Here is a 26073-nt window from a genome sequence, read left to right on the forward strand (position 1 = left end):
TCGGCCGGATATTCACGCAGATGCGTTAAGCTTAGGCTGCTTCGCAAGCAGCGGCACAGCATGCGCCTTCGCATGCAGCGGCACAGCAAGCGCCTTCGCATGCAGCGGCACAGCATGCACCTTCGCAAGCAGCGGCACAGCATGCGCCTTCGCAAGCAGCAGCGGCACAATCAGCAACAGCAGTGGTGTCCGCTTCGGTTGCAGCTTCTTCAGCAGGAGCCGAGCAAGCAGCGGTAGCAACAGCGAGACCGCCAGCGACGGCGAGCATCGATGCAAAGTTGGTCTTTTTCATTAAATCGTTCCCCTCAGTGAAGTCTGGCCATTTCGGCTGTGACTCCAGTTGGTTAGATGGAGCGCGGGTGGAAGCTTCTTGCCGAACAGCGCTCCGAATCACGGCAAGAATGTGGCGAAGCTATCACAATGATGGGCAGGCGCACATGCACTTATTCATCTTTCCGCAATTTTGCCGCATGTCTGACCCAAAAACCGAGCAGGCAAAGGCGCTTGCTTGGCAAATGCTGCGGCAGAGTGATTGGCGCTTTCGGCCTGCTGGTGTATCGGGGCGGCTCGGGATTCGGACACGGCAAGTCTTGTTGATTTTTCGGCTGAAAAATCTTCGGGGCGGAGCGGGAGAAACAATGAATTTTCTGGCTTCCAAGGCGCAATTGCGCGCCAGCTTTATGCGCTGGGCGCTGTTTCTGGTGCCGCTGATCGTGCTGCTTGGCTTCGCCGCTGGGCAGCTTGGTAGCCCCCAGACCGTCTGGTTTCAAAGCCTGACCAAGCCTGCAATCTTTCCGCCCCCTGCTGTTTTTGGGATTGTCTGGGGTATTCTCTACGTTGTCATCGGTCTTGCGCTGGCGTTGGTGGTCAGCGCGTGGGGCGCGCATGGGCGCGGGCTGGCGATCATCGTCTTTGCGCTGCATTTTATCGGCAATCTGGCATGGACTCCGGTGTTCTTTGGAATGCAGAACATGTGGGGCGGGTTGTATGTGCTGATCTATGCCGTCGTTACGCTGATCGCGGTGATCGCGGTGTTCTGGCAAGTGCGCCGGATCGCTGCCCTGATGCTGCTACCCTATCTCGCATGGGCGATCTTTGCGGGCGTGCTCAACTATCAATTCATTGCCGAAAATCCCGATGGCGGCGTGACCGAAGGCAGCGGCGCTGCGATCGAAGTGACGCTGTAGGCAAAACCGGCCTAGACAAGTCGCTCAAGCTCTCCCAAATACAGATCATGCAAAGCGAAAACCCGATCATCGCCGACTTCGTCAAACTCGCCAACAGCGCGGCAGGCACCATGGCCGGTATGACCCGCGAAGCGCGCGAAAGCGCGCGTGAACGCATGCGTGAGGCGCTGGGCGGGGTCGATTTTGTCAGCCGTGAGGAATTCGACACGGTCAAGGCAATGGCGCAAAAGGCGCGCGAACAGGCCGATGCGCTCGAAGCCAAGGTCGCGGCGCTAGAGGCGAAGCTTTCGGGCAAATAGTCAGGTGCAGGCGCGAGGATGAACCTGCGCGCCCCCGCCATACTCATTGCCACTCGCGCGCATGCAGAAACCGCTGCGATTGTCCGGCTGCTGACTGAGGAGCACGGGCTTGTCGCGGGCTATGTCGCGGGCGGACGCGGGCGGCAATTGCGCCCGGTTATGATCCCCGGCAATGCGGTGGAGGTCGAACTGCGGTCACGCTCCGCCAACCAACTGCCCTTTGCCCGGATCGAACTGACCCATAGCCGCGCGCCCTGGATGACCGAGCCGCTGCCCGCCGCCGCGATCCAGTGGGCCTGCGCATTAGCAGCCAGCACACTGCCCGAACGTTACCCCTATCCTGCGCTCTATTCCGCGCTCGACGGATTGCTTACTGCGATCTGCCATGCGCCGTCCGCTCGCGGCTGGTTGGCGGCGATGGTCGCTTATGAAGCGATGTTGCTGCGCGAGCTTGGCTATGGCGGAGAAAGGCCCGATATGGGGGGCGACTTCGCCGCTCAGTTCGCCGCGTTCCGCGCGCTGCATCGCCCGATCCGCGACTACCTGCTTGCCGAGCGCGCCCGCGATGTTATGGCCGCGCGCACCGCGCTGGGTGAACGGCTGGCGCGGATGATCGAAGGATAGGCCATGAAGATTGCCGTATTGCCCGGCGACGGGATCGGTCCCGAAGTGACCCGCGAGGCGGTGCGCGTGCTCGGCGCCCTGGCGTTGCCTGGAATGACGCTGTTCGAAGGGGATGTCGGCGGAATCGCCTACAAACGCCATGGCCATCCGCTGCCGCTCGAAACGCTGACTATGGCGCGCGAAGCCGACGCGGTGCTGTTTGGCGCGGTGGGCGATCCCGATTGCGACGCGCTTGACCGGCATTTGCGTCCCGAACAGGCGATCCTTGGCCTGCGCAAGGAATTGGGCCTGTTTGCCAATTTGCGCCCAGCGAAGGTGTTTGTAGGGTTGGAGCATCTCTCGCCGCTCAGACCCGAAGTGGCCGCAACAATGGATTTGCTGATCGTGCGCGAGCTGACCGGCGATGTGTATTTCGGCGAAAAAGGCGTGCGCGCGGCGCTGGATGGCAGCCGCGAGGGCTGGGATTTGATGTCCTATAGCGAAACCGAGGTGCGCCGCATCGCTCAGGTCGCCTTTCGCGCGGCGCGCGGAAAGGATTGCCGGGTGTGCAGCGTGGACAAAGCCAATGTCCTCGAAACCGGGCAGGTGTGGCGCGACACGGTCAAGGATGCCGCGGGATCGCATCCCGATATCGAATTGTCGCATATGTATGTCGATAATGCTGCGATGCAGATCATCAGCCATCCGGGCCAGTTCGGGGTAATTCTGACGGGCAATCTGTTTGGAGACATACTGTCTGACCTTGCCAGCGCGGCCGTCGGTTCGATTGGTTTGCTCGCCAGCGCATCCATGGGCGACCGCCCGACCAGGGAAAGCGTCGGGCAGGGCTTGTTCGGCCTTTACGAACCAATCCACGGCAGCGCGCCCGACATTGCCGGCATGGGCAAAGCCAATCCGATGGCGACGATCCTGTCAGCCGCGATGATGCTGCGCCATTCGTTTGGCTTGGAGGCGGAAGCCGCGCGGATCGAAGGCGCGGTGGAAAGGGCGCTGGCAGACGGCATTCGCGGCGGCGATCTGGGCGGGGCGCACGGCACCGAGGCGATTGGCGCGGCGGTGCTGGAGCGGCTTTGAGATCCTGCCATGACGCTCGAACTGGCGATTGTCCTCCCGACGCTTAACGAGCGCGGCAATCTTGGCCCGCTGGTCGATCGGATCGAACGCGCGCTGGGGCCCGATGGCTGGGAAGTGCTGATCGTCGATGATGACAGCAAGGACGGCACCGCCGACGAAGCGCGCGCCATCGCGCTGACCGACCGGCGCGTACGGGTACTCCAGCGGATCGGGCGGCGCGGTCTGGCGAGCGCCGCGATTGAGGGCTTTTGCGCCACCGCCGCGCCGTTTGTCGCGGTAATGGACGCCGATCATCAGCACGACCCCGCGCTGCTCCCGCCCATGCTGGCTGCGCTGAAAGCAGGAGAAGCCGAAATCTGCGTGGCCAGCCGTTTTGCGGAAGGGGCGAGCACTGCGGATTGGGCAGAGCCGGAGCGCGAGCGGCTGTCGGGCATTGCCAATGCGGCCGCGCGGCGGATCACGGGCGTGGCTTTGACCGACCCGATGAGCGGCTATTTCATGCTTCCCGCCGCCGCCGCGCGCGCATTGGTGCCGCGGCTGTCGGGGATCGGGTTCAAGATATTGCTCGATCTGTTGGCGAGTGCGCCGGGCATTCTGGGCGCGCCGATGACAGTGAAAGAATTCCCCCTGCAATTCGCCGCAAGGCGGGAAGGGCAAAGCAAGTTGGACCGCGCCATATTGTTCGATTTTCTGGCTGGGCTGTATGACAAGGTGCTGGGCCGGATTATCCCGACCCGCTTCGCGCTGTTCGGCACGGTCGGCGCGCTCGGCGTGATTGTCCATATGGCGGTGCTGAGCGCCTTGTTGTTCGTGTTTGAGGAAAGCTTCACCGTCGCACAAGCGGTCGCGGTGCTAAGCGCGATGAGCTTCAACTTCTGGCTTAACAACTGGCTGACCTATCGCGACAAGCGGCTGAAAGGCTGGGGCGCGGTGCTGCGCGGCTGGATCGGGTTCTGCCTGACCTGCGCAGTGGGGGCCTTTGCCAATGTCGCGGTGGCGACCTTGCTACAAAGCGAAGGTCTGTTCTGGGCGCTCGCCGCGCTGGCGGGTATCCTGATCGGATCGGTGTGGAATTACGCGCTATCGAGCCGGTTTGTTTGGGGGCGGTTTTAAGAAGGCATTGTGCTTTCCTTGAAATCGAACTTCAGCTTGCTTGCCACGCACCGCTGGTTCGGCGTGTCCGAACGGATATACTGTATGATTCTAGGCATTGCTGCTTCGACCGATCGAATGATCGCGGTTGACATCGGTGGGTCGGTCGGGCGCACGGCAAATTTGCAATCGGTGAAACGTCCCGTCGCATTGACCGCGCAAACGAAATCGACAGTCGTCCCGTCCGGCCATAGCTGGCCGACATCGCTGGGGACGGCATTGACCCACCCGTCTTCGAAAATCACTTGCCCCCGTTGGGAGGGACAATTGAAATCATCATTTTCCACCGCCTGAGCGCTAACCAGCAACAGAACTGCGAAATGCTGTGTCACCGCCACCCCGCGATCCAGGTCCAGTCGGCGAAGCTCATCGGGCCAGCGAGCGGCGCGGCGGTCAGGATTTTGTAGAACAGCGCGAACATTCCCGCTGACCCTGCCAGCACCGTGTAAGCCCACCGGTCACGCCCGCTTACCTTGAGATCGCTCAGCGCCAAGGCCAGCGCGGCGAGCAGAAACACGCTCGGCATGAGATAGTGGTAATAGAACTGCACCGGCTTGGGCGCGATCAGCCACAGGCCCAGCGACACGCAATATCCCGTCGCGGCGGCCAGCCTCGCCCAATCATTGCGATATAATCCCATGACAAGGCACCAGACCAGCGCAGGCAGCCCCAGCAACATGGTCAGCGGATTGCCGATCAACAGCACTCCGCGCTGGGCCCCGTCGACATATTCATACAGGTACCAGATGCCGCGCGTGTTCAGCACCCATTGCGGCCAGGTGCTCTGATAGGCGTGCGGGGCGAGCACTTGCTGCTGCAAATCGAGCATTTCGGCGTGCAAGCCGATCATGCCGTTTTCAGCCAGCGGGGAGGCGTGGAACTGCGTTCCCAGCCAATATCCCGGTGCAAAGGTCAGCGCATAGACCGCCAGTGGCACCGCGCCAAGCCACGCGAACGCCTCGATCAGGCTGACGCCCGGCACGGGTATGCCGCGTTTGCTGGTGAACAAACGGCGGCGTCCGGCCGAAAGGCGCGCGGCAAAAAAGGTGAGGCCAAACGCCATCGCCAGCGGCACCGCGTTCCATTTCGACGCCAAGGCGCAGCCAATAAAGACGCCGGTCAGCGCAAGCCGCAATCTTCCTCGCTCAGGCTCTCGCATCGCAGCGGCAAACTGCCACGCGGCCAGCGCCAGAAACGCCGCCATGAAGATGTCGAGCATGGCAATCCGCGCGTGGACGAACAGATGAAATCCGGTCGCCAGCAGCACGCCAAAGGCGATCACGGCAAACCGGTCATGGCTCGCCCGCCACAGCGCGCGCATGCTCGCCGCGACCGCCACGGTGCCCGCGATCAGCGACATGATCCGCCAGCCCAGCGGATTGTCGCCGAACAATGCCATGCCCAAGGCGATCAATTCCTTGCCCAGCAGCGGATGTTCGCGGTTGAGGTAGGCTCCGCCCGACCCCTCCCAGAACAAGAGCAGCTCGCGCGCAGCGGGGAGGTAATGAACCTCGTCAAAATAGGGCGAGGCGGGGGTCGTCAGCCTGAGTCCGGCAAGCAGCGCGAACAACACGGGGATAATTACGCACCACAGCCGCGGGTCGCTGGGATGCGGCGGCGCGGTTGGCGCTCCGGCAGGCGCGTCCTGCAATTTCAAATGTCTGGCTGCGGCCTCTGTCATCGGGCGCAGAGGATTAGGGGCGCGCCCGATGCGGAGCAAGCACGTTTATGCTGCAGTTTTTTCCGCAGCTGCTTTTTCCAGCCAGAACAGCCGGGCGCACATAGCGAGCAGCCCGATGCTGGCGGTGCAGGCGACAAACAGCGCCCAAGGCAGCACGTTCATTCCCGCCTTGCGTGCGCGCGGCGCGATCAGGAACAAAGCGATCGTCACGCACATAATCAGGTCCCACCACACCTGCACCCCGGTAAGATTGGCCGTATGGTTGGTCCAGAACATCACGATCCCGTCCTGCCAGATCTGCACCGCGGTAAAAGCGGCAAAGCCTGCAGAGAGCATCGCGGCGAGCATTGCGTTTCCGGTGATGCGGTTTGAAACGAGCACCCAGACCAGAGCGGCGATGCCCGCAGCAAGCCCGGCGATGGTGAGAATTTCGGTGGGGGTCATGGAAGTCTCCTGCGAATTATGTAGCGACTGCTACGTCGCTTGATAGCGCTATGTAGCAGGTGCTACAAGGGGAAATGGCGACCGATCGACTTTCGCGCGAAACGCTGCTCCCGCTGCTCGCCGCGCATGTGCTCAGCCACGGGCTGGGCGGGGCGAGCCTGCGCCCGCTGGCCAAGGCAGCGGGCACCAGCGACAGGATGCTGATCTATCATTTCGGCAATAAGGAGCGGCTGATTTCCGATCTGCTTGACTATATCGCCGGCCTGTATTCCGCCGCGCTTCAGGAGGGCATGGGGCAGACCCGCCCCGCCAGCCGTCAGGAATGCGTGGCGCGTATTCTGGCACAGGGCCGCCAGCCTGAAATGCAGCCGTTTCTGGTGCTGTGGTGGGAAATTGTCGCGGGCGCCGCGCGCGAAGTGCCCGGATACAAGGACGCCGCCGATCAGATGATGGCGCGGCTGCTGGGCTGGCTGGAAACGCAGATGCCGGTTGATGATCCCGATCCAGTTGGCGGGTCGCGCTATTTGCTGACCCTGATCGAGGGCACTTTGATGCTCGGCACGGTCGGCCATGCGCGCACCGCCCGCGAAGGTCTGCTTGCGAGCGATCTTTGACCGCTTTAAGGGCTGGCTTCATGAAAAAGACCACCGGAATGAACCGCGCCGTCACGCAGAAATGGCGTCCCGCAACGCAGGCCGTGCGCGGCGGCACCTGGCGCAGCGAGCATGGCGAGACGAGCGAGGCGCTGTTCCTCTCCTCCGGCTATACCTATGACGACGCACAGACCGTCGCGGATCGGTTTGCGGGTGATGCCGAGGGCATGACCTATTCGCGCCTGCAAAACCCGACCGTTGCGATGCTGGAGGAACGCATTGCGCTGCTCGAAGGGGCAGAGGGTTGCCGCGCTCAGGCGACCGGGATGGCGGCGATGACGGCGGCGTTGCTGTGCCAGCTATCGGCCGGGGACCACTGCGTTGCCGCGCGCGCGGCGTTTGGATCGTGCCGCTGGCTGGTCGACAATCTCCTGCCGCGATTCGGGATCGAAACCAGCGTGATCGACAGCGCCGACAACGTTGCGTGGGAGGCCGCGATCCGGCCCAACACCAAAGTGTTCTTCTTTGAAACCCCCGCCAACCCAACGCTCGACATCGTCGATCTGCAATTTGTCTGCGATCTTGCCCGCGCGCATGGGATCACCACGGTGGTTGACAACGCCTTTGCCTCTCCCGCGCTGCAGCGCCCGCTGGAATTCGGCGCGGACGTCGTCGCTTACAGCGCGACCAAGCTGATGGACGGGCAGGGCCGAGTGCTGGCGGGTGCGATCTGTGCCAGCGAGGAATGGCTGACCGAGGTGCTGATGCCGTTTCAGCGCAACACCGGGCCGATCATCTCGCCGTTTAACGCATGGGTGGTGCTCAAGGGGCTGGAGACACTTTCTCTGCGTGCCCACCATCAGAGCCGCAGCGCGGTGGCGCTGGGTGAATTTCTGGAACCGCGGGTCCTTCGCGCCGGGGGAACAATGCGCCATCCGGGGCTGCCGAGCCACCCGGCCCACGCGCTCGCCATCAGCCAGATGGATGCAACCGGTCCGATCTTCGCCTTTGACGTCGGCACCCGCGCGCGCGCCTTTGCCGTGCTCGATGCGCTTGAACTGATCGATATTTCCAACAATATCGGCGATTCCAAGAGCCTGATGTGCCATCCGGCCTCCACCACTCACGCCAATATGGGCGAGGATGCGCGCGCCGAAATGGGCGTGAGCGAAGGCCTGCTGCGGATCAATGTCGGGCTGGAAGACATCGCCGACCTGATCCAGGATATGGATGCGGCGCTGAGCGCGGCGGGGCTTTGACGATTTAGCCTCGGTTCAGCGAAAAACCGGGGCAGCGGGCCTGACCCGCCACCCCGATTTCCAAGCACATATACCCCGCCGAATGCTCACCTTGCGGTGCTGGTCTTTAGCCCGAGCCTGCCGGGGTATTGGGAACGACTGGCAAGTGCCATCTGTCCGATGACGATCCCCTTGATAATCGCAGGCACCTAATAAATCCGCAGGGAACGCCGATAATGCCGGTTTAACCATCCTCGCACCAATTTGGGTCAAGGTTGTGCGGTGCAGCATTTGCGGCTAGGCGCGTCCCAGACCTTTATCAGGTAACCGATATCTTGCGCGTTACCCTCACAGTAAATCCGGACAAACCCGCGTATGAACCAAACCCGCTCAATCGCGGCGACGCTCCGCCGTGACTGGCTCGCCCAGCCGCGGGCTGACATCCTTGCCGGCATCGTCGTATCGCTGGCGCTGATCCCAGAGGCCATCGGCTTTGCCCTGATCGCGGGCGTCGATCCCAGCGTCGGGCTATACGCCAGTGTCGCGATTGCCATGGTGATCGCCTTTACCGGCGGACGCCCGGGAATGATCTCAGCCGCGACTGCAGCGGTGGCGGTGGTGGTTATCCCGCTGGTGCGCGATCACGGGGTTGAATATTTGTTTGCCGCGACGATCCTGATGGGTGTGTTTCAGGGGATCGCGGCGCTGCTGCGGCTCGACTTGCTGATGCAATTCGTCAGCCGCAGCGTTATCACTGGTTTCGTCAACGCGCTGGCGATCCTGATTTTCATGGCGCAGATCCCGCAGCTGATGCCCGGCAACGAAGGCGTTGGCCCATGGACCTGGGCGATGGTGCTGGCGGGGCTCGCCATCATCTATGGCTTTCCGCGCCTCAATAAGACCATTCCCAGCCCGCTGGTCGCGATCCTCCTGTTGACCGCCGCAGCCGTTTTCTGGGGCCTGCCGGTCAACAATGTCGCGGGCGAGGGCACGCTGCCCGACGGCCTGCCAATGTTCGCGCTGCCTGACGTGCCGCTGACGTGGGAGACGCTGCGGATCATCGCGCCCTATTCGGCGACCATGGCGGCGGTCGGCCTGCTCGAAAGCCTGCTGACGGCGCAGATCGTCGACGATATGACGCACACCGAAAGCAACAAGCGCCGCGAAAGCGCAGGGCAGGGCGTGGCCAACATCGTCGCGGCCTGTTTTGGCGGGATGGGCGGCTGCGCGATGATCGGGCAGTCGGTTATCAACGTCGCCAGCGGCGGGCGCGGGCGGCTTTCTACCTTCACAGCCGGAGCCTTCCTGCTGTTCCTGCTGACCGCGCTCGGCCCATGGGTTGGGCAAGTGCCAATGCCCGCGCTGGTCGCGGTGATGATCATGGTCAGCATCGGGACTTTCAGCTGGAATTCGATCCCCAATCTCCGCCGCCATCCGCCCACCAGTTCGGTGGTGATGGTGACCACCGTCATCGTCGTCGTGTGGACCCATGATCTGGCGCTCGGCGTGCTTGCCGGTGTGCTGCTATCGGGCATCTTCTTCGCGCAGAAGGTCCGCAATCTTTTCACAGTCGAACGTGTGCGCCGCCCGCACAGCGCGGTCTATGTCGTCACCGGCGAAATCTTCTTCGCCAGCGTCGACAAATTCATCGCAAAGCTCGGACCCGAAAGCCAGTTTGAAGACGCTGCGCACCATGTCGTTATCGACGTGTCCAAGGCGCATTTCTGGGACATTTCGGCCATCGGCGCGCTGGAAAAGGTGATCGAGCGGATGCGCCGCAACGGCCGCCACACGCGCGTTGTCGGGTTGAACCAGGCAAGCGCCGATCTGTTCGACAAATTCGCGCTGGAAGACCGCACCGGGATCGAACTGGGGCTCTTGCCGCATTAGTGGTTGCGCTCTCCCATCCGGGAGAGCGTCCTCGGTGCTGTTTCGAACCCCTTGGGTTCGAGCACCTGCGGGCGCGCAGTCGCGCTTGCGACGCTGCGCGTCGGGGGCGTCCAGTTTGAGTTGCGCTCTCCCATCCGGGCGAGCGTCCTCGGTGCTGTTTCGAACCCTTTGGGTTCGAGCACCTGCGGGCGCGCAGTCGCGCTTGCGACGCTGCGCGTCGGGGGCTACGACCGCGCGACCATTCCAATCCAAGCGAGACAATCATCATGGCCAACCGCGTCGAACTGATTTTCGATTTCGTCAGCCCCAACGCCTATCTGATCTGGTGGCCGCTGCGGGACATTATCAAACGCACCGGAGCAGAGCTGCACGTCACGCCGGTGTTCCTTGGCGGGATGCACAGGCTGACCGGCAACGCCCCGCCGATGATCCGCAACGCCGATGTAAAGGGCAAGGTCGAATATGACATGCTCGAAATGCAGCGCTTCATTGCCAAGCATGAGCTGAGCAAATACCGCCTGCATCCGCAATTTCCGTTCAATTCGATCACGCTGCAACGCATGCTGGTGGCCGCCGATCAGGATGGGCGCGGGGTGCAGTTTGTCGAAAGCCTGCTGCCCGCGATCTGGGAGGAGGGCGTCGATGTGCTCAACCCCGAAACGCTGGGCGCAGCGGTGGCCAAAGCGGGTTTTGACGCAAGGGACCTGTTCGCGCGCAGCCAGACGGACGCGGTCAAACAGACCCTCGTCACCAACACCGACGACGCGGTGGCGCGCGGTGCCTTTGGCATTCCGACGATGTTCGTGGGGCCAAAGGGCGGCGCGACCGAGATGTTTTTTGGTAAAGAGCGGCTTGGCCAGATCGAGGATGAGCTGGCGCGGGGGTGATGGCGACTATTGGGGCAAGAAGCCCAGTTCATACACCATCGGGCGCAGCTTTTGGGTCAGCTTGGCATAGGCGGCTTTGAACGGGTCGAAATCGGTGAGGGCGATCTCGCCATACGCTTCGAGCGCGCGGCGCACCTGATACCATCCGGCATCGGCGCGGCCCAATTTGTATTCTTCCCTGATCTTGTTCGGGAATTGGGTTTTGTGGAAGCGCTGGAACAGCTTGCGGCCTTCATCGAGAACGGCTTGCGCTTCGGGTGAGAAGGTCATGCCCGCCATGTAGCGCACCATGAAATCGCTTTCGAACCGCTTGGCGCCCAATTCGCTTTCGGTGAAGGGGATGAAGTGGTTGGTGAGGCTCCAGTCGCGATCATTCCAGCGCAGCCCTTCCGCGCCTGCGGTGAGATTGCTGCCGTTGAACAGCATCCAGACGAGGCAATCGGATTTGAACTCGTCGGTCAGCGGCTCGCTAGGCTGGAGGAATTGGTCGCGGTCGTTGAGCCATGTTTGCGGGATCACGCGGCGGACGGTGAAAACTACGGCAACGCGCCAGAGGTTTTCCTCCGTTACAAAGTAGCCGCCTCCGTGCCCAATCGAATGCACAGATGAGAACAAGGCAGTCCTTGTCCCCGCGTTCTGTAAATCATTGCTGTCGCAGAAGAAATGTCCGATTGCCCCGTCCGACCACTTGGTATTTCGGACACCCACAGTGGCCTTCGTCGGCGTTACTGCATTGATAAGTGGCAGAGCATCGACCGCATTCTTCTTCGACCGTGGCAGCCACTCACTCAAGAAACGATCAGAAGTGAGTTTCGAAAAAGTCTTTTCCGCCTCGAACTGCCCTGATCGACCTAAAGCGATGACTGTAACGTGATCCATGGCAGAGCGACGAGCCATGTCATAAATCAAAAATCCAATCGGATAATTGCCTTTCAAGCCGTCAAATTCTTTACTGTGAAAAATGAAACCACTCAAATACTCCGCCTGCCAATTTGCACGAAACGATTCAAAATTGGGGCCATTGATATGCTTTAATTTGCTGAAAATTGAGAGTTTTGCAGTCGGCATCTCGACAATGCATCGATACATAAATTGGACGAACAATTCTCGCGCCGCGTAGCCGAGATGCCCCATGCTGTGGCTTATCCGTGTCGCAGCAATGCCCGTTTTGCCTGCACTTCCTTTGGTGTTGCCTGCCTCGCCATAAGGCGGATTAATCAGCACCAAAATCGGCTTCGCGCCCTTCTTGCCCTCGCGCGCATCGGCAATCGCTTGCCTAAGCGCCTGCGGCACCTTGCCCGACAGCCCGTAATCAATCTCGCCAAAATCGGTCACATCGTCATTCAGATAATCATATTGGAAAATTTCCGCCCCGGCGAAGGCCGGATTGCTGCGCATGATCGTCACGTCCTCCTGATCCAGCGTGGACATATAGACATTGCGCAGGTTGGAATGCTTGGCCTCCAGATTGCCGACGCCCGCGCACATGTCCCAGACGATATATTTCTGCTGCCAATCCGCGCCCAGCGTCGCGTTCAACTGGTCATAGGCTTTGTCGACGATGTGGAGCGGGGTGTAGAACGCGCCTTTGAACTTCTGGTCGTCCATCGGCAGCAGGCTGTCGCGCCGTTCGAGCAGATAGTGCCGATGCTTCTGTTCGGGCGGGCGGTGGTAGATGTTCCAGAAATTGCGATAGCCACGCTCGCTCGCCAATTCATATTGATCGGCCCCGATGATGAACACCGGTTTGTTCCCGCTGAACAGCAGGCGGGCGGGCAGATTGCGCATCGCTTCATTGGTGCCATCATGCATAATGTCGGCAAAGAACAGGACGGCGTAATCCGCCTCGCGCTTCACGCCCAGTTCCACGCCCACCATCGCCACCCATTTATCGAACACCTGCCGCAAATTGTTGGGCGTGATCGGGGTGCGGATGATGCGGCCTTCGCGCACCGCGTCCTTCGCGGCCTTGATGAATTCATCTTCGTAACCGTCAATCTGGTAGAGGATGAAATGGGTTTCGATGGTGGGGGCGATCTGCGCCGCCAATGCCTTGTCGGCGGCAGAGCCGGACTTGGGCCAGGTGATGCTTTTGTCATCGAGGATGGGTAGCGCATGTTCGGTCGCCATCAGTGCGGCCTTTTCGCGGTCGATCACGCAGAGGAAGCCGGGGATAGCCTCACCCCGCTTGCGCGCGGCGCGGACATAGGTGAGCAATTGCGCGAACATCAGCAGCGGCGGGGTGGGGGCTTCCTTGGCCTCGAACCAGATTTCGGGGGTCTGTATATCGACCAGCCCCTTGAACACGCCTTGCAGGCCCAGCGCCTTGATATAGGCGTCCTTGACGTCTTCCTCGGTGCGGGCGCGCGCAAGTTCTTCGAGCAGGTTCAAGTCAGTCCTTCCATGCGCGGCCTGATGGCTGCTGCGAGGAAACAGCAAGCGGTCCCGCGGGTCAACAACGGCATTTCCGTCAACTTTGCGCGCGATGCAAGGGCGGTTGCAGGTAAGTCCTCAGCTCATCGTTGAATAGTCTGGAACACCCTCTTGTGAGCGGGTTCAAAATTGCTACGTTGAGAATCGTATGAAAGAGCTGTTCCAACACGCCGCTGTCACCGACGGGATCACCGTGCGGGTGGCTGTCAACTTCCTGCCGGAGCAATCGCATCCGGAGGCGGGCAAGTGGTTCTGGGTGTATCACATCCGGATCGAGAACGGCTCGCACGAACCTGTCCAGCTGCGCACCCGGCACTGGCGGATCACCGATGCGCGCGGGATGGTGAACCATGTCGATGGCGAAGGCGTGGTCGGCGAACAGCCCCGGCTCGCGCCCGGCACCAGCCATGATTACGTCTCGGGCTGCCCGCTGACGACGCCGCATGGCTCGATGGAGGGGTTCTACACCTTCACCCGCAGCGATGGCGAGCCGCTGGAGGTGCGCATCCCGTTCTTCCCGCTTGCCGCGCCCGAAACCGCGGATGGGCGTTCTGCCTGATCGGGCTTGCGGGTCAGTGGCTGCGCGATTAGGCGCTTGAACCGTGAAACGCACCCATCTCCCCCTCAACGCCCTGCGCGTCTATGACGCGGCGGCGCGGCACCTGTCCTTCACCCGCGCGGCAGACGAGCTGGCGGTGACGCCCGCCGCCGTGGGTCAGCAGATCCGCGCGCTGGAGGATCACCTCGGCGTGGTCCTGTTCCGCCGCACGTCCAAGGGGCTCGAACTCACGCCGGAGGGCTGCGCCGGGCTCGATCCTTTGCGCGAAGGGTTCCTGCGGTTCGAGGAAAGCGTCGCCGCGATGCAGGCCGGACAGGCCTCTGACCGCTACACCATCGCCGCGCCGCGCGAATTCTACGCCGAATGGCTCGCGCCCCGGCTGGCCACCTTCCAAAAGGGCACGCCCAATGACCAGGGGGGGGTGGTCTATTCAATCATCGCGGATGAAGGCGCGGACTTCACCGAGGCCAACCTCGACCTTGCGATCCGGCTGGTTGACGGGCCGGGCGAGCTGGAGGGCGTGCAATTGGCCGAGGCCCGGCGCGTCACGGTGGAGGCGCCCGGCGCGCGCGACGCCTGGATCGACTGGCCCGGTGCGGCGCTGCCCGATGGCGTGCTGCCCTGCATCAAGGCCGGCAGCCCCGGACAGGCGCTGTCCAGCGCGCTGGCGGGGATGGGGCGCACGGTATTGCCGCTGCCGCTGGTCGAAACCGCGATCACGCGCGGACAGCTGAGCGCGCTGGATGAACCGCAGGAAAGCCGCCGCGCTTATTGGCTGGTCGCCCCGGTCCCGCAATGGCGCAGCAAAAAGGTGAAAGCCCTCGTGGAGTTCCTGACCCGCGCATGATCGGGCGCAAGCCGCAGCGACTAGCGCGTCTCGCCCAGCACCCGGCGCTTTGAAGCCTCCGCCGCCAGCTCGCGCTCCCACTGATCCCGCCACTTCGCTTTCAGCCGCAGGAAGAAATCGTTGCGCATCTGTATGGCCTCGGGAGAATGGCGCTCGGCATTTTGCTCCTCCACCCACTCGGCGCGCAGACGCTCGACCAAGGCGTCGTAGGCGGGATGGCCGGGCTCAAACGCCCCTTCCTGCGCCGATTTGCCGTATCGTTTGGGCAGGCGGTGGCGCAGGAAGAACATCGTCAGCGCCTCATTATGGCGGATTTCCGTGCCCAGCACCTGCCCGGCGGAGACAACCAAGCGCTCCTCCCCAGCAATCGCCCGCGCCAGCGCGCCGCTTTCCAGCCGCGCCACCCCGCGATCAATCGCCGCATCCCACGCCGCGCGAAACCCCTCCGCGCCGGGCCGCTGACGCAGTTTATAGATCGCCTCCATAGACTTGCCGATATGCCGCGCCGCCTCGGAGACGATGCCCGTGGCGGCCAGATGCGCGATAAAGGCGCGCTGGAGATCAGGCGTGATCGAATTGCGGCGGAGCTGCTTGTGCGGGACCGGCGCGAAGCCAAGCAGCGGATCGTCCGGCGCAGGCGGAGGCGCGGTGTGCGCGACGGCGCTGGTGGCCTGGCGGGTGGTTTTGCGGGTGGGGGTGGGTGAGGGCGGTTTGGGCATAGCCGCGGGTAGATTGCAGATTTTGGGAGAGTAGGAAAATGGTAAGGCACCAACGCAGAGCATGGCACAATAACGGCGCGCAGCGCCGCAAGCGCGACCGCGCGCCGCGCCTTTTGGCGCGTAGCCAAGCAGGCCGGATGGCCTGCGCCCGGCGCTTGAGGGCGCAAACAAGAGACTCGCGGAGGGGAGGGGCAGCGTTCTTCCCCCAATAGCGGTGCCTCGGGCTTCGGCTTGCTGATGTTTTAAGCCCGACCAGTTATCCTCATTTTCGATCAATCGGACGTTGCAAAGCTTATGGGCACTGTTAAGCACAAAGCATGAACGAAAAGACTTTCTACGAGTTTTTTGCAGGGGGCGGCATGGCGCGCCTTGGCTTGGGCTCTCAGTGGCATTGCCTGTTCGCCAATGATTTCGACCGGACGAAGGCCGCCGCGTATCGAGAAAACTGGGGTCACGAGCATTTCCGTGACGACGACATCAATGACCTCAGCCCTTCTGATTTAAGCGGATGTGCTGATCTGGCTTGGGCATCATTCCCCTGTCAAGATTTGAGCCTCGCTGGCAATGCATTGGGTTTGGGTACTGCGACAGACCAAACTCGTTCAGGTGCCTTCTGGGCGTTTTGGTCGTTGATGGAAGGGCTCGCCAAAGAAAAGCGTGGCCCGAAAACCATAGTTCTAGAGAATGTATACGGGGCACTGACTGCTAACCAAGGACAAGATTTTTCGGTGATTTGCCGCTGCCTGTCGCTGGCGGGGTATCGTTTTGGTGCTGTGATTTTAGATGCGGTTGAATTTCTTCCTCAGTCGCGCCCGCGCATGTTCCTTGTGGCGGTTCGCGGGGACATCCAGATTTCTGAGCGTCTTTTGGCCTATGGCCCGGTTGGTGCGCTGCATCCTAAGGCAATGGTGACAGCCATGGCGCGTTTAGCTGAAGTAGACCAAGCTCGATGGGTATGGTGGAAGGTCCCAAGCGCATCGGCGAAGCGTTCTAGTCTCATGGAATTACTTGAGCCCGATCATGTGGTGTCTTGGCACGACGATGCCACATCGTCGAAGCTCATCAACATGATGAGTGCGCTAAATCGTCAAAAATTGCAGCGCATGGTTGCTTCTGGGCAGCGTTCTGTTGGGACTATCTACAAGCGAACCCGTGTCGAAGGGGGGCATCGTGTTCAGCGCGCCGAGCTTCGCGATGACGGCGTTGCTGGCTGCCTGCGCACCCCAGGTGGAGGCTCCTCCCGACAATTTGTGATTGTCGTTGACAAGTCTGTCATTCGAACGCGCCTTTTGACAGCGCGAGAGGCTGCTCGCCTAATGGGGCTTCCCGACACTTACCGACTACCGTCTCGTTATAACGAGGCATATCACCTCGCTGGCGATGGACTTGCCGTTCCCGTGGTTGCGCATTTGGCACAACACGTTATCGGTCCGATTCTCGATGAAAGTTTAGCGGTTTCTTCATTGGCGGCGTGAGGTTTATGGCAATTGATCTTGGCTTCCGGCGAAAGGCGCTGCGCCAATTAACGAATGAAATTGGTTGCTATGCTCTTTGTGATCTGGATGAAGTTCCGATTTACGTTGGCCAGTCAGTTGACGGTATCAGATCGCGTGTAAATCGACATCTGACTTCGGCCCGATCTGACATCATTGCAAATCGGCAAGTCGATGTTTGGGAGATTGCCTACGTTTGGGCGTTCCCAGTCGATGACAGAGCCAAAATTCAGCCTCTCGAAGATGCGCTATTCCATAGCTTTCACAAGGTGTCGCCTTTGATGAACGGGAAAGTGCCGCCGGTGCCTGCCGTGCTCGCTGTCCCGAAGCCAACCCAGCGGTTGCAAGTGATGTCTCAACAAGAAATTGACGAGAAACGAGACCCAGCGCTAAGGCTTCCGCGTCAAGCCGAACATTATTCTCAGATTGTGGGTCACTTCTTGGCTGTCAAAAACTCCCGTGAAATTGCAGTTGCTATTGATGCCCACTTTGCTCGGTTGCAGCGTTACCATCAGCGATTGCTGGCGCTTTCAATGGAGGTGCAAGGTGACCGCTAGTTGGTTGCGCACCTCTCACCCGCACCAACACCAACCCTTGACCCCCCACCCAATCCCGCCTATGGGCGCGCTTCCTCCGGGGTTATTCCCGGTTTGAGCTGAACATTGGCGGTCCGTCTCTCCCTTACGGAAAAGGCAGCTGTCAAAGTAACCCGGTGGCCGTGGGGCCGATCTGGGTGGAGTGTTTCAGTCCTCTCGTCGTTCCAGCGGATGCTGGAATCTCGGGCCGCAGGCGTCACCGCTTGCCGCTTTAGACCCCAGCTTCTGCTGGGTTGACGGTTAGGGCAAAGAACCCTCCGCACATGATCGTCCGCTTGTTGTCACCTCCACACGGTGAAGAGAGAAAGTCTTACATGCCGACGATCAACCAGCTGGTCCGCAAGGGCCGCACTCCACAGAAGGCCAAGTCCAAGGTCCCTGCGATGGAGCAGAACCCGCAGAAACGCGGCGTTTGCACCCGCGTCTATACGACGACGCCGAAGAAACCGAACTCCGCACTTCGTAAAGTCGCCAAGGTGCGCCTGACGAACCAGCGCGAAGTGATCTCCTATATTCCGGGCGAGGGCCACAATCTGCAGGAACACAGCGTCGTGCTGATCCGCGGGGGCCGTGTGCGCGATCTTCCCGGTGTGCGTTACCACGTCCTGCGCGGCGTGCTGGATACGCAAGGGGTCAAGGACCGCAAGCAATCGCGTTCGAAATACGGGGCCAAGCGGCCGAAGTAATTGAGGCGCGGCGGCGGTCCTCACCCCCACCCGGACACCGTTAAAGGTATCCTGTGGGTGGCCGGGTGGGGGTGAGGGCCGGTGCCGCTGGGCGCTCATGGATATGAGCGGCCACTCCGAAGGAGTTAAACAATATGTCACGTCGTCGTAGACCCGAAAAGCGGGTAATCCTGCCCGATCCCAAGTTTGGGGATCAGGTGCTGTCGAAATTCATGAACAACCTGATGCTGGACGGCAAGAAAGCCGTGGCCGAGGGGATCGTGTACACCGCGCTCGCCACGGTTGAATCGAAGGCCAAGGCCGATCCGGTGCAGCTGTTCCATGACGCGCTCAACAATGTTAAGCCACAGGTCGAAGTGCGCAGCCGCCGCGTTGGCGGTGCCACGTATCAGGTGCCGGTCGAGGTGCGTCCCGAACGCGCCCAGGCGCTGGCGATCCGCTGGCTCATCACGGCAGCGCGCGGACGTCCGGAAACCACCATGAGCGCGCGCCTTTCGGGCGAGCTGATGGATGCGGCCAACAACCGCGGCAATGCGGTGAAAAAGCGTGAAGACACGCACCGCATGGCCGATGCCAACCGCGCGTTCTCGCATTACCGGTGGTAATTGGCACGGCGTAGAAGGTCGCCTCCCCTTGCTGCTGGTCCCCTGAACCGGGGATAGGGGCGGGGAGGCGTCTTCAACCCGTCACACTTGTAACTATATGGGGCGCGACCATCCTCGCCCTTTCGAACCCAAGGAATTGAACATGGCCCGCGAGTACCCGCTCGAGCGTTATCGCAATATCGGCATCATGGCGCACATCGACGCCGGGAAAACCACGACCACCGAACGCATCCTCTATTACACCGGCAAATCCTACAAGATCGGCGAAGTGCACGACGGCGCGGCGACGATGGACTGGATGGAGCAGGAGCAGGAACGCGGGATCACGATCACCTCGGCCGCGACGACGACGTTCTGGACCGCTGAGGACCCGACGATGGATCCGATGTCGGAACCCGATGCGCTGCGGGCGGATATGCCCAAGCACCGGATCAACATCATCGACACCCCCGGCCACGTTGACTTCACGATCGAAGTCGAGCGGAGCTTGCGCGTGCTCGACGGCGCGGTGGCGGTGTTTGACGGCGTGGCAGGCGTTGAACCCCAGTCCGAAACCGTGTGGCGCCAGGCCGACAAGTATGGTGTCCCCCGGATGTGCTTCATCAATAAACTCGACCGCACCGGCGCGGATTTCTATTACTGCGTGCAGTCAATCGTTGACCGCCTCGGCGCGAAGCCCCTGGTGCTGTATCTCCCGATTGGCGCGGAAAGCGACCTGCGCGGCGTCGTTGACCTCGTCAACAATCGCGGCATCGTTTGGGAAAACGACGGGCTGGGCGCGGAATACAGCTTTATCGCAATCCCGGATGATCTGGCTGATAAGGCTGCGGAATATCGCGAACAGCTGATCGAAACCGTTGTCGAGCAAGACGATGCGGTGATGGAAACCTATCTCGAAGGCGAAATGCCTGATGCGGCGACTCTCAAGCGGTTGATCCGCAAGGGCACCATGGCGCGCGATTTCGTCCCAGTGCTGTGCGGTTCGGCGTTCAAGAACAAGGGCGTGCAGCCGCTGCTTGATGCAGTGGTCGATTACATGCCTTCGCCGCTCGACGTGCCCGCGATCAAGGGCGTGCTGCCCGACAGCGACGAGGAAGCCGAACGTCCGTCGAGCGACGATGCGCCGTTCAGCGCGTTGGCGTTCAAGATCATGAACGACCCGTTCGTGGGCTCGCTGACTTTTACCCGCATCTATTCGGGCAAGCTGTCGAAAGGCACTGTGACGAACAGTGTAAAGGACAAGAAGGAAAAGATCGGCCGCATGTTGCTGATGCATTCCAACAACCGTGAAGACATTGATGAGGCATTTGCTGGCGATATCGTTGCGCTTGCCGGGATGAAGGATACGACCACAGGCGATACGCTCTGCGATCCGGCCAAGCCGATCATCCTTGAACGGATGGAATTCCCCGAGCCGGTGATTGAGCTTTCGGTAGAACCCAAGACCAAGGCTGACCAGGAAAAGATGGGCGTTGCGCTCAATCGCCTTGCTGCCGAGGATCCTTCGTTCCGGGTGTCGACCGATCACGAATCCGGCCAGACGATCATCAAGGGCATGGGCGAGCTTCACCTCGACATTCTGGTTGACCGGATGAAGCGCGAATTCAAGGTCGAGGCCAATGTCGGTGCGCCGCAGGTGGCATATCGCGAATCGCTCGCCCGCGCAGTCGAGGTTGATTACACCCACAAGAAGCAGTCGGGCGGCTCCGGCCAGTTCGGCCGCGTAAAGGTGCGCGTCACTCCGGGCGAACGCGGGCAGGGTGTCTTGTTTGAAGACGAGATCAAGGGCGGTAACATTCCCAAGGAATATATCCCCGCGATTGAAAAGGGATTCCGCGAACAGGCCGCAAGCGGTCACCTCGTCGGCTTCCCGATTATCGATTTCAGCATCACCTTGTTCGATGGCGCATATCATGACGTCGATTCGTCGGCGATTGCGTTTGAAATTGCCGGTCGCGGCGCAATGCGCGAAGTGGCCAGCAAATCGGGCATCAAGCTGCTGGAACCGATCATGAAGGTTGAGGTTGTCACGCCTGACGATTACCTCGGCGATGTCATCGGCGACCTCAACAGCCGCCGCGGACAAATTCAGGGCACCGACAGCCGCGGCAACGCTCAGGCGGTCGAAGCCTTTGTTCCGCTGGCGAATATGTTTGGCTACGTCAATGAACTGCGCTCCTTCACTCAAGGCCGCGCGCAGTACACAATGCAGTTTTCGCATTATGACGAAGTTCCGGCCAGCGTGGCGCAAGAGGTCAAGGAGAAGCTTGCCTAAACAGGCAGCAACGTCTAGGGGCGGCGCCTGATTCAGCGGGCCGCCCTTTCTCCCGCACAGAGATCATTTTTGAAAAAGGTATATACGAGAAATGGCGAAGGAAAAATTCCAGCGGAACAAGCCGCACTGCAACATCGGCACCATCGGTCACGTTGACCATGGCAAGACGACCCTGACTGCGGCGATCACCAAGGTCATGGCTGAAGTGAACGGCGGCGCTGCCGTCGACTTCGCCAATATCGACAAGGCACCTGAAGAGCGCGAGCGCGGCATCACCATCTCGACCGCACACGTCGAGTATGAATCGGCTTCGCGTCACTATGCCCACGTCGATTGCCCGGGCCACGCTGACTATGTGAAGAACATGATCACCGGTGCTGCCCAGATGGACGGCGCGATCCTGGTGGTGAACGCTGCTGACGGCCCGATGCCGCAGACGCGTGAGCACATCCTGCTCGCCCGTCAGGTCGGCGTTCCGGCGCTGGTCGTTTACATGAACAAGGTTGACCAGGTCGATGACGAGGAAATCCTCGAACTCGTCGAACTGGAAGTGCGCGAATTGCTCAGCTCGTATGACTTTGACGGCGACAACATCGCCATCGTCAAGGGTTCGGCGCTGGCCGCGCTCGAAGGCCGCGATGACAACATTGGCAAGGAATCGATCATTGCCCTGATGGAAGCTGTCGATGCGCATATCCCGCAGCCCGAACGTCCGGTTGACAAGCCGTTCCTGATGCCAATCGAAGACGTATTCTCGATTTCTGGTCGCGGCACCGTGGTAACCGGCCGTATCGAAACCGGTATCGTGAATGTTGGCGACGAAGTCGAAATCGTCGGCATCAAGGACACCACCAAGACCACCGTCACCGGCGTTGAAATGTTCCGCAAGCTGCTTGATCGCGGCGAAGCTGGCGACAATGTCGGCGCGCTGATCCGCGGCGTGGCTCGCGAAGCAGTGGAGCGCGGTCAGGTCCTCGCAAAGCCCGGTTCGGTCAATCCGCACACCGAATTCAGCGCAGAGGTTTACGTTCTGTCGAAGGATGAAGGCGGTCGTCACACGCCGTTCTTCGCCAACTACCGTCCGCAGTTCTATTTCCGCACCACCGACGTGACTGGCGAAGTGATCCTTCCCGAAGGCACCGAAATGGTAATGCCGGGCGACAACGTGACGATCAGCGTTAAACTGATCGCTCCGATCGCCATGGATGAAGGTCTGCGCTTCGCAATCCGTGAAGGTGGCCGCACCGTCGGCTCTGGCGTGGTTGCAAAGATCACCAAGTAAGACCCGCTGGGTCCGACCTTTTGCTCCTGACGGAGCGAGGCAAATCTCTGGCCCGGTTCACCACGGTGAGCCGGGCCACCATTTATGTGAGCCCCGGTTTGCAGTTTGCATGTCGGAGCTGCAACAAATGGCGTAAATTTCGTGACACTTCGGGGTTGCCAGAATCTCAAGCCGAACGTATAGGCGCGTCATCGCAAGCGAGATTCGTTTCGCCTGCAACGAAATTCATGGGGCCTCCCGTTCCGGGCAACCGGGTATACAGGGCGGGCCTTTTATTTTTGAGAGTGTTCTTGCCCGTCAGGGATGCTCTTTGGCTCTTTCGCATCGGTATAGGTAATGGAAGCTCAGAATATCCGTATTCGCCTCAAGGCGTTCGACCACCGCGTTCTGGACCAGGCAACTGGAGAGATCGCAGATACGGCTCGCCGTACAGGTGCTCTTATTCGTGGCCCCATTCCCATGCCGACGCGCATTGAGAAATTCACCGTGAACCGCGGACCGCACATCGACAAGAAGTCGCGTGAGCAGTTCGAGGTGCGCACTTACAAGCGGTTGCTCGACATCGTGCAGCCTAACGCCCAGACTGTCGATGCTTTGATGAAGCTTGATCTGGCAGCGGGTGTGAACGTGGAAATCAAGCTGGCCTAGGCCGCTTGTTGCGACGTCTTTAGGCTGGACGTAAAACTGGCTGGCAGTTTGGGGCTCCAATGGCCCCGCCGATCCTCTGGGACCGGCAAGACATCTGGATACCGCCGGCTATTGCCGGGCTGCGTCCTCCGTCTCGCCAAACTTCACCATCCTGGTGAGGTGCGGCATCAGCCCGGACGGGGCGCAGCATAAATTTTGGGTTGGCTATTATTGGCCTCACGCACCCTGGGGATGGTCCCTCGGGTGCCTCTGTAAGGAGTAAATGACGATGCGCACCGGCGTGATCGCAAAGAAAGTCGGGATGACCCGCCTCTTTCAGGAGGATGGACGGCACGTGCCCGTTACCGTTCTCGCACTGGAAGATTGCCAGGTTGTCTCCCATCGCACCGCTGACAATGACGGCTATTTCGCCGTTCAGCTCGGCGCGGGCGAAGCGAAACAGAAAAACGTTGCCAAGCCGCAACGCGAACATTTTGCCAAGGCCGGCGTCGGTCTGAAGAAGCAGGTTGCTGAATTCCGTGTGGAAAGCGCCGATGGCCTTGTGCCGGTCGGTTCGCTGATCAGCGCAGACCACTTCATTGCTGGGCAAAAAGTCGACATCACCGGGCACACCCAGGGTAAGGGTTTTGCCGGGGCGATGAAGCGTTGGGGCTTTGGCGGTCTGCGCGCATCGCACGGCGTTTCGATCTCGCACCGTTCGCACGGTTCGACCGGCCAGCGGCAGGATCCGGGCAAGGTGTTCAAGGGCAAGAAGATGGCTGGTCACATGGGTGACCGTCAGCGTACCCAACTCAACCTTGAAGTCGTCCGCACCGATGCGGATCGCGGCCTGCTGTTTATCAAGGGGTCGGTTCCCGGCTCGAAGAACGGCTGGTTGCTGGTCCGTGATGCGATCAAGCTGAAAATGCCCGACAATCTGCCGTTTCCCGGTGCCGTGGTTGAAACCGACGCGCCGCACGCAGAACCGGTTTCGGCTGATGTTGCTGCTGATGCTCCTGCGACGGAAGCTGTTGCTCCCGCCGGCAGCGAAGAAAACAAGGAGGGCTAAACCATGAAGGTGAAGGTCCAGAAAATCGACGGCGCAAAGGTTACCGGCGCGGCGGGCGATATCGAACTCAATGATGCCGTGTTCGGCGTTGAACCGCGTGCAGACATCCTCCACCGGATCGTGACCTGGCAGCTTGAAAAGCGCCGCGCCACCGCGCGTCCGACGCGTGAACGTGCCGATGTTGCGCGGACGGGTAAGAAATTCGGTGCACAGAAAGGTTCCGGCGGCGCTCGCCACGGCAATCGCGGTGCTCCGATCTTTATCGGCGGTGGTAAGGCTCACGGTGCGCGCAAGCGTGACTTTGATCCCTCGCTGAACAAGAAAATCCGCTCGCTTGGCCTTAAGATGGCGCTTTCGACCAAGGCGAAGGATGGCTTGGTCGTGGTCGACAGCCTCGAACTCGCCGATATCAAGACCAAGGCGCTCAAGGGGCAGCTCGACAAGGCGGGCTTCATCGGAAAAGTGCTCGTGATTGACGGTGATGCGGTCAATGACGGTTTCCGCAAGGCTGCAGGCAATCTGCCCGGGATCAATGTGATGCCGGCGATGGGTGCCAATGTCTATGACATCCTCAACCACGACACGCTGGTCCTGACAACGGACGCGGTCGCCAAGCTGGAGGCGCGTTTCGCCCTCACGGGAGGCGCTAAGTAATGGCTAAGAAGCAGGACATTGACGCGCGGCATTACGATGTGATCCTTGCGCCCCACATCACCGAGAAATCGACGCTCGCGTCGGAAAACAATGCGGTGGTGTTTAAGGTGGCGACGGATGCGACCAAGCCGCAGATCAAGGAAGCGATCGAGGCGATCTATGACAAGAAGGTCGCATCGGTGAACACCATTCTCACCAAGGGAAAGACGAAGCGCTGGAAGGGCAGACCCTACAAGCGTTCGGATTTCAAAAAGGCTGTTGTGACGCTCGCTGATGGCGAGATGATCGACATCACCAGCGGTATCTGAGGCGGATCATGGCACTCAAGAACTACAAACCGACAAGCCCGGCGCGCCGCGGCCTTATTCTGATCGATAAATCGGGTCTCCACAAAGGCGGTCCGATTAAATCGCTCACCGAAGGCAAGCGCAAGACCGGTGGACGCAACAACAAGGGGCATGTGACCTCGCGCGGGATCGCGGGTGGTCACAAGCAGAAATATCGCTTCATCGATTTCAAACGTCGGAAGTGGGATGCTCCCGCGACCGTTGAGCGGATCGAGTATGACCCCAACCGCACCGCCTTCATCGCTCTCGTGAAGTACGAGGACGGCGAGTTGAATTACATCATCTGCCCTCAGCGACTGGCTGTCGGCGATACGGTAGTTGCTGGCGAAAAGACCGATACGAAGCCGGGCAATGCCATGCTTCTGAGCCAGATGCCGGTCGGCACCATTTGCCACAATGTGGAAATGAAGCCGGGCAAGGGCGGTCAGATTGCTCGTAGCGCCGGGGCCTATGTGCAGGTCGTCGGGCGTGATCGCGGGATGGTGATGGTGCGCCTTAATTCGGGCGAACAGCGCTATATTCGCGGCGATTGCATGGGCACGGTTGGCGCGGTTTCGAACCCTGACAACCAGAACCAGAATTTCGGCAAGGCTGGCCGCACCCGGTGGAAGGGTCGCCGTCCACTTACTCGCGGCGTGGCCAAGAACCCGGTCGATCACCCGCATGGCGGCGGCGAAGGCCGCACCAGCGGTGGCCGTCATCCGGTGACCCCATGGGGCAAGCCGACCAAGGGTGCCCGGACTCGTAAGAACAAGCAGACGGACAAGATGATTATCCGTTCGCGTCACGCGAAGAAGAAGAGGTAAGACACG

General features: G+C 60.8%; 28 protein-coding genes. 22 read left to right on the top strand and 6 right to left on the bottom strand.

The annotated features are described in order from the left end of the window. Nucleotides 1-12: 12 nt before the first annotated feature. On the bottom strand, nt 13-240 hold the full coding sequence (locus tag ACM64M_RS13575; protein ID WP_416229245.1) for a hypothetical protein: 228 nt from the start codon (nt 238-240) through the stop codon (nt 13-15). A 398-nt stretch (nt 241-638) separates the two neighbouring features. On the opposite strand from ACM64M_RS13575, the gene ACM64M_RS13580 reads away from it, so the two are divergent. Genes ACM64M_RS13580 through ACM64M_RS13600 form a run of 5 tightly spaced genes read left to right on the top strand, consistent with a single transcriptional unit; the run spans nt 639 to nt 4297 of the window. Next, complete coding sequence (locus ACM64M_RS13580; protein ID WP_416229246.1) at nt 639-1187, top strand: TspO/MBR family protein; 549 nt, start codon at nt 639-641, stop codon at nt 1185-1187. Nucleotides 1188-1234: 47 nt separating this feature from the next. After that, nucleotides 1235-1486, top strand: a complete 252-nt coding sequence (locus tag ACM64M_RS13585; RefSeq protein ID WP_416229247.1) for an accessory factor UbiK family protein — start codon at nt 1235-1237, stop codon at nt 1484-1486. Nucleotides 1487-1504: 18 nt separating this feature from the next. After that, the gene (recO, locus tag ACM64M_RS13590) at nt 1505-2110 is read left to right on the top strand and encodes a DNA repair protein RecO (RefSeq protein ID WP_416229248.1); all 606 of its coding nucleotides are present in this window, start codon (nt 1505-1507) and stop codon (nt 2108-2110) included. Nucleotides 2111-2113: 3 nt separating this feature from the next. Continuing rightward, nucleotides 2114-3184 (top strand): 3-isopropylmalate dehydrogenase, encoded by a 1071-nt coding sequence (gene leuB / locus ACM64M_RS13595; RefSeq protein ID WP_416229249.1) that lies wholly within the window; start codon nt 2114-2116, stop codon nt 3182-3184. A 9-nt stretch (nt 3185-3193) separates the two neighbouring features. Beyond that, complete coding sequence (locus ACM64M_RS13600; RefSeq protein ID WP_416229250.1) at nt 3194-4297, top strand: glycosyltransferase family 2 protein; 1104 nt, start codon at nt 3194-3196, stop codon at nt 4295-4297. On the opposite strand, the gene ACM64M_RS13605 is transcribed toward ACM64M_RS13600, so the two are convergent. From ACM64M_RS13605 to ACM64M_RS13615, 3 genes are read right to left on the bottom strand one after another with little or no spacing between them, the layout of a single operon-like run. After that, the gene (locus ACM64M_RS13605) at nt 4294-4668 is read right to left on the bottom strand and encodes a hypothetical protein (protein ID WP_416229251.1); all 375 of its coding nucleotides are present in this window, start codon (nt 4666-4668) and stop codon (nt 4294-4296) included. The two genes, ACM64M_RS13600 and ACM64M_RS13605, sit on opposite strands and share 4 nt — an antisense overlap. Further along, complete coding sequence (locus ACM64M_RS13610) at nt 4665-6017, bottom strand: phospholipid carrier-dependent glycosyltransferase (RefSeq protein ID WP_416229252.1); 1353 nt, start codon at nt 6015-6017, stop codon at nt 4665-4667. The genes ACM64M_RS13605 and ACM64M_RS13610 overlap by 4 nt, the downstream gene beginning before the upstream one ends. Nucleotides 6018-6062: 45 nt before the next feature. Beyond that, nucleotides 6063-6461: a hypothetical protein gene (locus ACM64M_RS13615; RefSeq protein ID WP_416229253.1), complete on the bottom strand. Its 399-nt coding sequence runs from the start codon at nt 6459-6461 to the stop codon at nt 6063-6065. A gap of 74 nt (nt 6462-6535) precedes the next feature. Between ACM64M_RS13615 and ACM64M_RS13620 the strand changes: the two genes are divergently transcribed. The 4 genes from ACM64M_RS13620 (at nt 6536) to ACM64M_RS13635 (ending at nt 11069) form a co-directional block, all read left to right on the top strand. After that, nucleotides 6536-7075: a TetR/AcrR family transcriptional regulator gene (locus ACM64M_RS13620; RefSeq protein ID WP_416229254.1), complete on the top strand. Its 540-nt coding sequence runs from the start codon at nt 6536-6538 to the stop codon at nt 7073-7075. Between the two features lie 20 nt (nt 7076-7095). Continuing rightward, on the top strand, nt 7096-8313 hold the full coding sequence (locus ACM64M_RS13625) for a trans-sulfuration enzyme family protein (protein ID WP_416229255.1): 1218 nt from the start codon (nt 7096-7098) through the stop codon (nt 8311-8313). A 354-nt stretch (nt 8314-8667) separates the two neighbouring features. Next, a complete protein-coding gene (locus ACM64M_RS13630) occupies nt 8668-10182 on the top strand; it encodes a SulP family inorganic anion transporter (protein WP_416229256.1) in 1515 nt (504 codons plus the stop codon). A gap of 266 nt (nt 10183-10448) precedes the next feature. After that, nucleotides 10449-11069: a 2-hydroxychromene-2-carboxylate isomerase gene (locus ACM64M_RS13635; RefSeq protein WP_416229257.1), complete on the top strand. Its 621-nt coding sequence runs from the start codon at nt 10449-10451 to the stop codon at nt 11067-11069. Nucleotides 11070-11075: 6 nt separating this feature from the next. Here ACM64M_RS13635 and ACM64M_RS13640 read toward each other — a convergent pair whose 3' ends face one another. After that, on the bottom strand, nt 11076-13460 hold the full coding sequence (locus ACM64M_RS13640) for a hypothetical protein (RefSeq protein WP_416229258.1): 2385 nt from the start codon (nt 13458-13460) through the stop codon (nt 11076-11078). A 190-nt stretch (nt 13461-13650) separates the two neighbouring features. Here ACM64M_RS13640 and apaG point away from each other — a divergent pair, with 190 nt between their 5' ends. Together apaG and ACM64M_RS13650 are read left to right on the top strand one after the other, a co-directional pair. Further along, entirely contained in the window at nt 13651-14061 is a 411-nt protein-coding gene (gene apaG / locus ACM64M_RS13645) for a Co2+/Mg2+ efflux protein ApaG (RefSeq protein ID WP_416229259.1), read from the top strand. 43 nt (nt 14062-14104) lie between these two features. After that, nucleotides 14105-14908, top strand: coding sequence for a LysR family transcriptional regulator (locus ACM64M_RS13650; protein WP_416229260.1), 804 nt, complete (start codon nt 14105-14107; stop codon nt 14906-14908). Nucleotides 14909-14928: 20 nt separating this feature from the next. Here ACM64M_RS13650 and ACM64M_RS13655 read toward each other — a convergent pair whose 3' ends face one another. Further along, a complete protein-coding gene (locus ACM64M_RS13655) occupies nt 14929-15627 on the bottom strand; it encodes a hypothetical protein (RefSeq protein WP_416229261.1) in 699 nt (232 codons plus the stop codon). A 317-nt stretch (nt 15628-15944) separates the two neighbouring features. Between ACM64M_RS13655 and ACM64M_RS13660 the strand changes: the two genes are divergently transcribed. The 11 genes from ACM64M_RS13660 (at nt 15945) to rplB (ending at nt 26067) form a co-directional block, all read left to right on the top strand. Further along, the gene (locus ACM64M_RS13660) at nt 15945-17102 is read left to right on the top strand and encodes a DNA cytosine methyltransferase (RefSeq protein ID WP_416229262.1); all 1158 of its coding nucleotides are present in this window, start codon (nt 15945-15947) and stop codon (nt 17100-17102) included. 5 nt (nt 17103-17107) lie between these two features. Further along, nucleotides 17108-17677, top strand: a complete 570-nt coding sequence (locus ACM64M_RS13665; protein ID WP_416229263.1) for a GIY-YIG nuclease family protein — start codon at nt 17108-17110, stop codon at nt 17675-17677. Between the two features lie 353 nt (nt 17678-18030). Continuing rightward, nucleotides 18031-18402 carry a 30S ribosomal protein S12 gene (gene rpsL / locus ACM64M_RS13670; RefSeq protein WP_007164630.1) on the top strand — a complete coding sequence of 124 codons (372 nt, stop codon included), beginning with the start codon at nt 18031-18033 and terminating at the stop codon, nt 18400-18402. A gap of 134 nt (nt 18403-18536) precedes the next feature. After that, nucleotides 18537-19007 (top strand): 30S ribosomal protein S7, encoded by a 471-nt coding sequence (gene rpsG / locus ACM64M_RS13675; RefSeq protein ID WP_416229264.1) that lies wholly within the window; start codon nt 18537-18539, stop codon nt 19005-19007. Nucleotides 19008-19149: 142 nt separating this feature from the next. Continuing rightward, entirely contained in the window at nt 19150-21282 is a 2133-nt protein-coding gene (fusA, locus tag ACM64M_RS13680) for an elongation factor G (protein WP_416229265.1), read from the top strand. Nucleotides 21283-21373: 91 nt separating this feature from the next. After that, nucleotides 21374-22564, top strand: coding sequence for an elongation factor Tu (gene tuf, locus ACM64M_RS13685; protein ID WP_416229266.1), 1191 nt, complete (start codon nt 21374-21376; stop codon nt 22562-22564). A gap of 336 nt (nt 22565-22900) precedes the next feature. Beyond that, a complete protein-coding gene (rpsJ, locus tag ACM64M_RS13690) occupies nt 22901-23212 on the top strand; it encodes a 30S ribosomal protein S10 (protein ID WP_006831877.1) in 312 nt (103 codons plus the stop codon). Nucleotides 23213-23480: 268 nt separating this feature from the next. Next, complete coding sequence (gene rplC, locus ACM64M_RS13695) at nt 23481-24260, top strand: 50S ribosomal protein L3 (protein ID WP_416229306.1); 780 nt, start codon at nt 23481-23483, stop codon at nt 24258-24260. 3 nt (nt 24261-24263) lie between these two features. Next, complete coding sequence (gene rplD / locus ACM64M_RS13700) at nt 24264-24914, top strand: 50S ribosomal protein L4 (RefSeq protein WP_416229267.1); 651 nt, start codon at nt 24264-24266, stop codon at nt 24912-24914. After that, nucleotides 24914-25222, top strand: coding sequence for a 50S ribosomal protein L23 (locus ACM64M_RS13705; RefSeq protein WP_416229268.1), 309 nt, complete (start codon nt 24914-24916; stop codon nt 25220-25222). Before rplD ends, ACM64M_RS13705 begins: the two co-directional genes overlap by 1 nt. A gap of 8 nt (nt 25223-25230) precedes the next feature. Continuing rightward, nucleotides 25231-26067: a 50S ribosomal protein L2 gene (gene rplB, locus ACM64M_RS13710; protein WP_416229269.1), complete on the top strand. Its 837-nt coding sequence runs from the start codon at nt 25231-25233 to the stop codon at nt 26065-26067. The last annotated feature ends 6 nt before the right edge of the window (nt 26068-26073 follow it).

Source organism: Qipengyuania sp. ASV99, from assembly GCF_047872805.1.
In the GTDB taxonomy this organism is placed as follows: Bacteria; Pseudomonadota; Alphaproteobacteria; order Sphingomonadales; family Sphingomonadaceae; genus Erythrobacter.

Coding starts and splice junctions, on each gene's coding strand:
- ACM64M_RS13665 (WP_416229263.1), top strand. CDS start 17,108: ATGGCAATTGATCTTGGCTTCCGGCGAAAGGCGCTGCGCCAATTAACG.
- ACM64M_RS13630 (WP_416229256.1), top strand. CDS start 8,668: ATGAACCAAACCCGCTCAATCGCGGCGACGCTCCGCCGTGACTGGCTC.
- ACM64M_RS13580 (WP_416229246.1), top strand. CDS start 639: ATGAATTTTCTGGCTTCCAAGGCGCAATTGCGCGCCAGCTTTATGCGC.
- ACM64M_RS13625 (WP_416229255.1), top strand. CDS start 7,096: ATGAAAAAGACCACCGGAATGAACCGCGCCGTCACGCAGAAATGGCGT.
- ACM64M_RS13600 (WP_416229250.1), top strand. CDS start 3,194: ATGACGCTCGAACTGGCGATTGTCCTCCCGACGCTTAACGAGCGCGGC.
- ACM64M_RS13635 (WP_416229257.1), top strand. CDS start 10,449: ATGGCCAACCGCGTCGAACTGATTTTCGATTTCGTCAGCCCCAACGCC.
- tuf (WP_416229266.1), top strand. CDS start 21,374: ATGGCGAAGGAAAAATTCCAGCGGAACAAGCCGCACTGCAACATCGGC.
- rplB (WP_416229269.1), top strand. CDS start 25,231: ATGGCACTCAAGAACTACAAACCGACAAGCCCGGCGCGCCGCGGCCTT.
- ACM64M_RS13660 (WP_416229262.1), top strand. CDS start 15,945: ATGAACGAAAAGACTTTCTACGAGTTTTTTGCAGGGGGCGGCATGGCG.
- rpsJ (WP_006831877.1), top strand. CDS start 22,901: ATGGAAGCTCAGAATATCCGTATTCGCCTCAAGGCGTTCGACCACCGC.
- ACM64M_RS13585 (WP_416229247.1), top strand. CDS start 1,235: ATGCAAAGCGAAAACCCGATCATCGCCGACTTCGTCAAACTCGCCAAC.
- ACM64M_RS13655 (WP_416229261.1), bottom strand. CDS start 15,627: ATGCCCAAACCGCCCTCACCCACCCCCACCCGCAAAACCACCCGCCAG.
- ACM64M_RS13705 (WP_416229268.1), top strand. CDS start 24,914: ATGGCTAAGAAGCAGGACATTGACGCGCGGCATTACGATGTGATCCTT.
- apaG (WP_416229259.1), top strand. CDS start 13,651: ATGAAAGAGCTGTTCCAACACGCCGCTGTCACCGACGGGATCACCGTG.
- fusA (WP_416229265.1), top strand. CDS start 19,150: ATGGCCCGCGAGTACCCGCTCGAGCGTTATCGCAATATCGGCATCATG.
- rpsL (WP_007164630.1), top strand. CDS start 18,031: ATGCCGACGATCAACCAGCTGGTCCGCAAGGGCCGCACTCCACAGAAG.
- rplC (WP_416229306.1), top strand. CDS start 23,481: ATGCGCACCGGCGTGATCGCAAAGAAAGTCGGGATGACCCGCCTCTTT.
- rplD (WP_416229267.1), top strand. CDS start 24,264: ATGAAGGTGAAGGTCCAGAAAATCGACGGCGCAAAGGTTACCGGCGCG.
- ACM64M_RS13610 (WP_416229252.1), bottom strand. CDS start 6,017: ATGACAGAGGCCGCAGCCAGACATTTGAAATTGCAGGACGCGCCTGCC.
- recO (WP_416229248.1), top strand. CDS start 1,505: ATGAACCTGCGCGCCCCCGCCATACTCATTGCCACTCGCGCGCATGCA.
- rpsG (WP_416229264.1), top strand. CDS start 18,537: ATGTCACGTCGTCGTAGACCCGAAAAGCGGGTAATCCTGCCCGATCCC.
- ACM64M_RS13620 (WP_416229254.1), top strand. CDS start 6,536: ATGGCGACCGATCGACTTTCGCGCGAAACGCTGCTCCCGCTGCTCGCC.
- leuB (WP_416229249.1), top strand. CDS start 2,114: ATGAAGATTGCCGTATTGCCCGGCGACGGGATCGGTCCCGAAGTGACC.
- ACM64M_RS13615 (WP_416229253.1), bottom strand. CDS start 6,461: ATGACCCCCACCGAAATTCTCACCATCGCCGGGCTTGCTGCGGGCATC.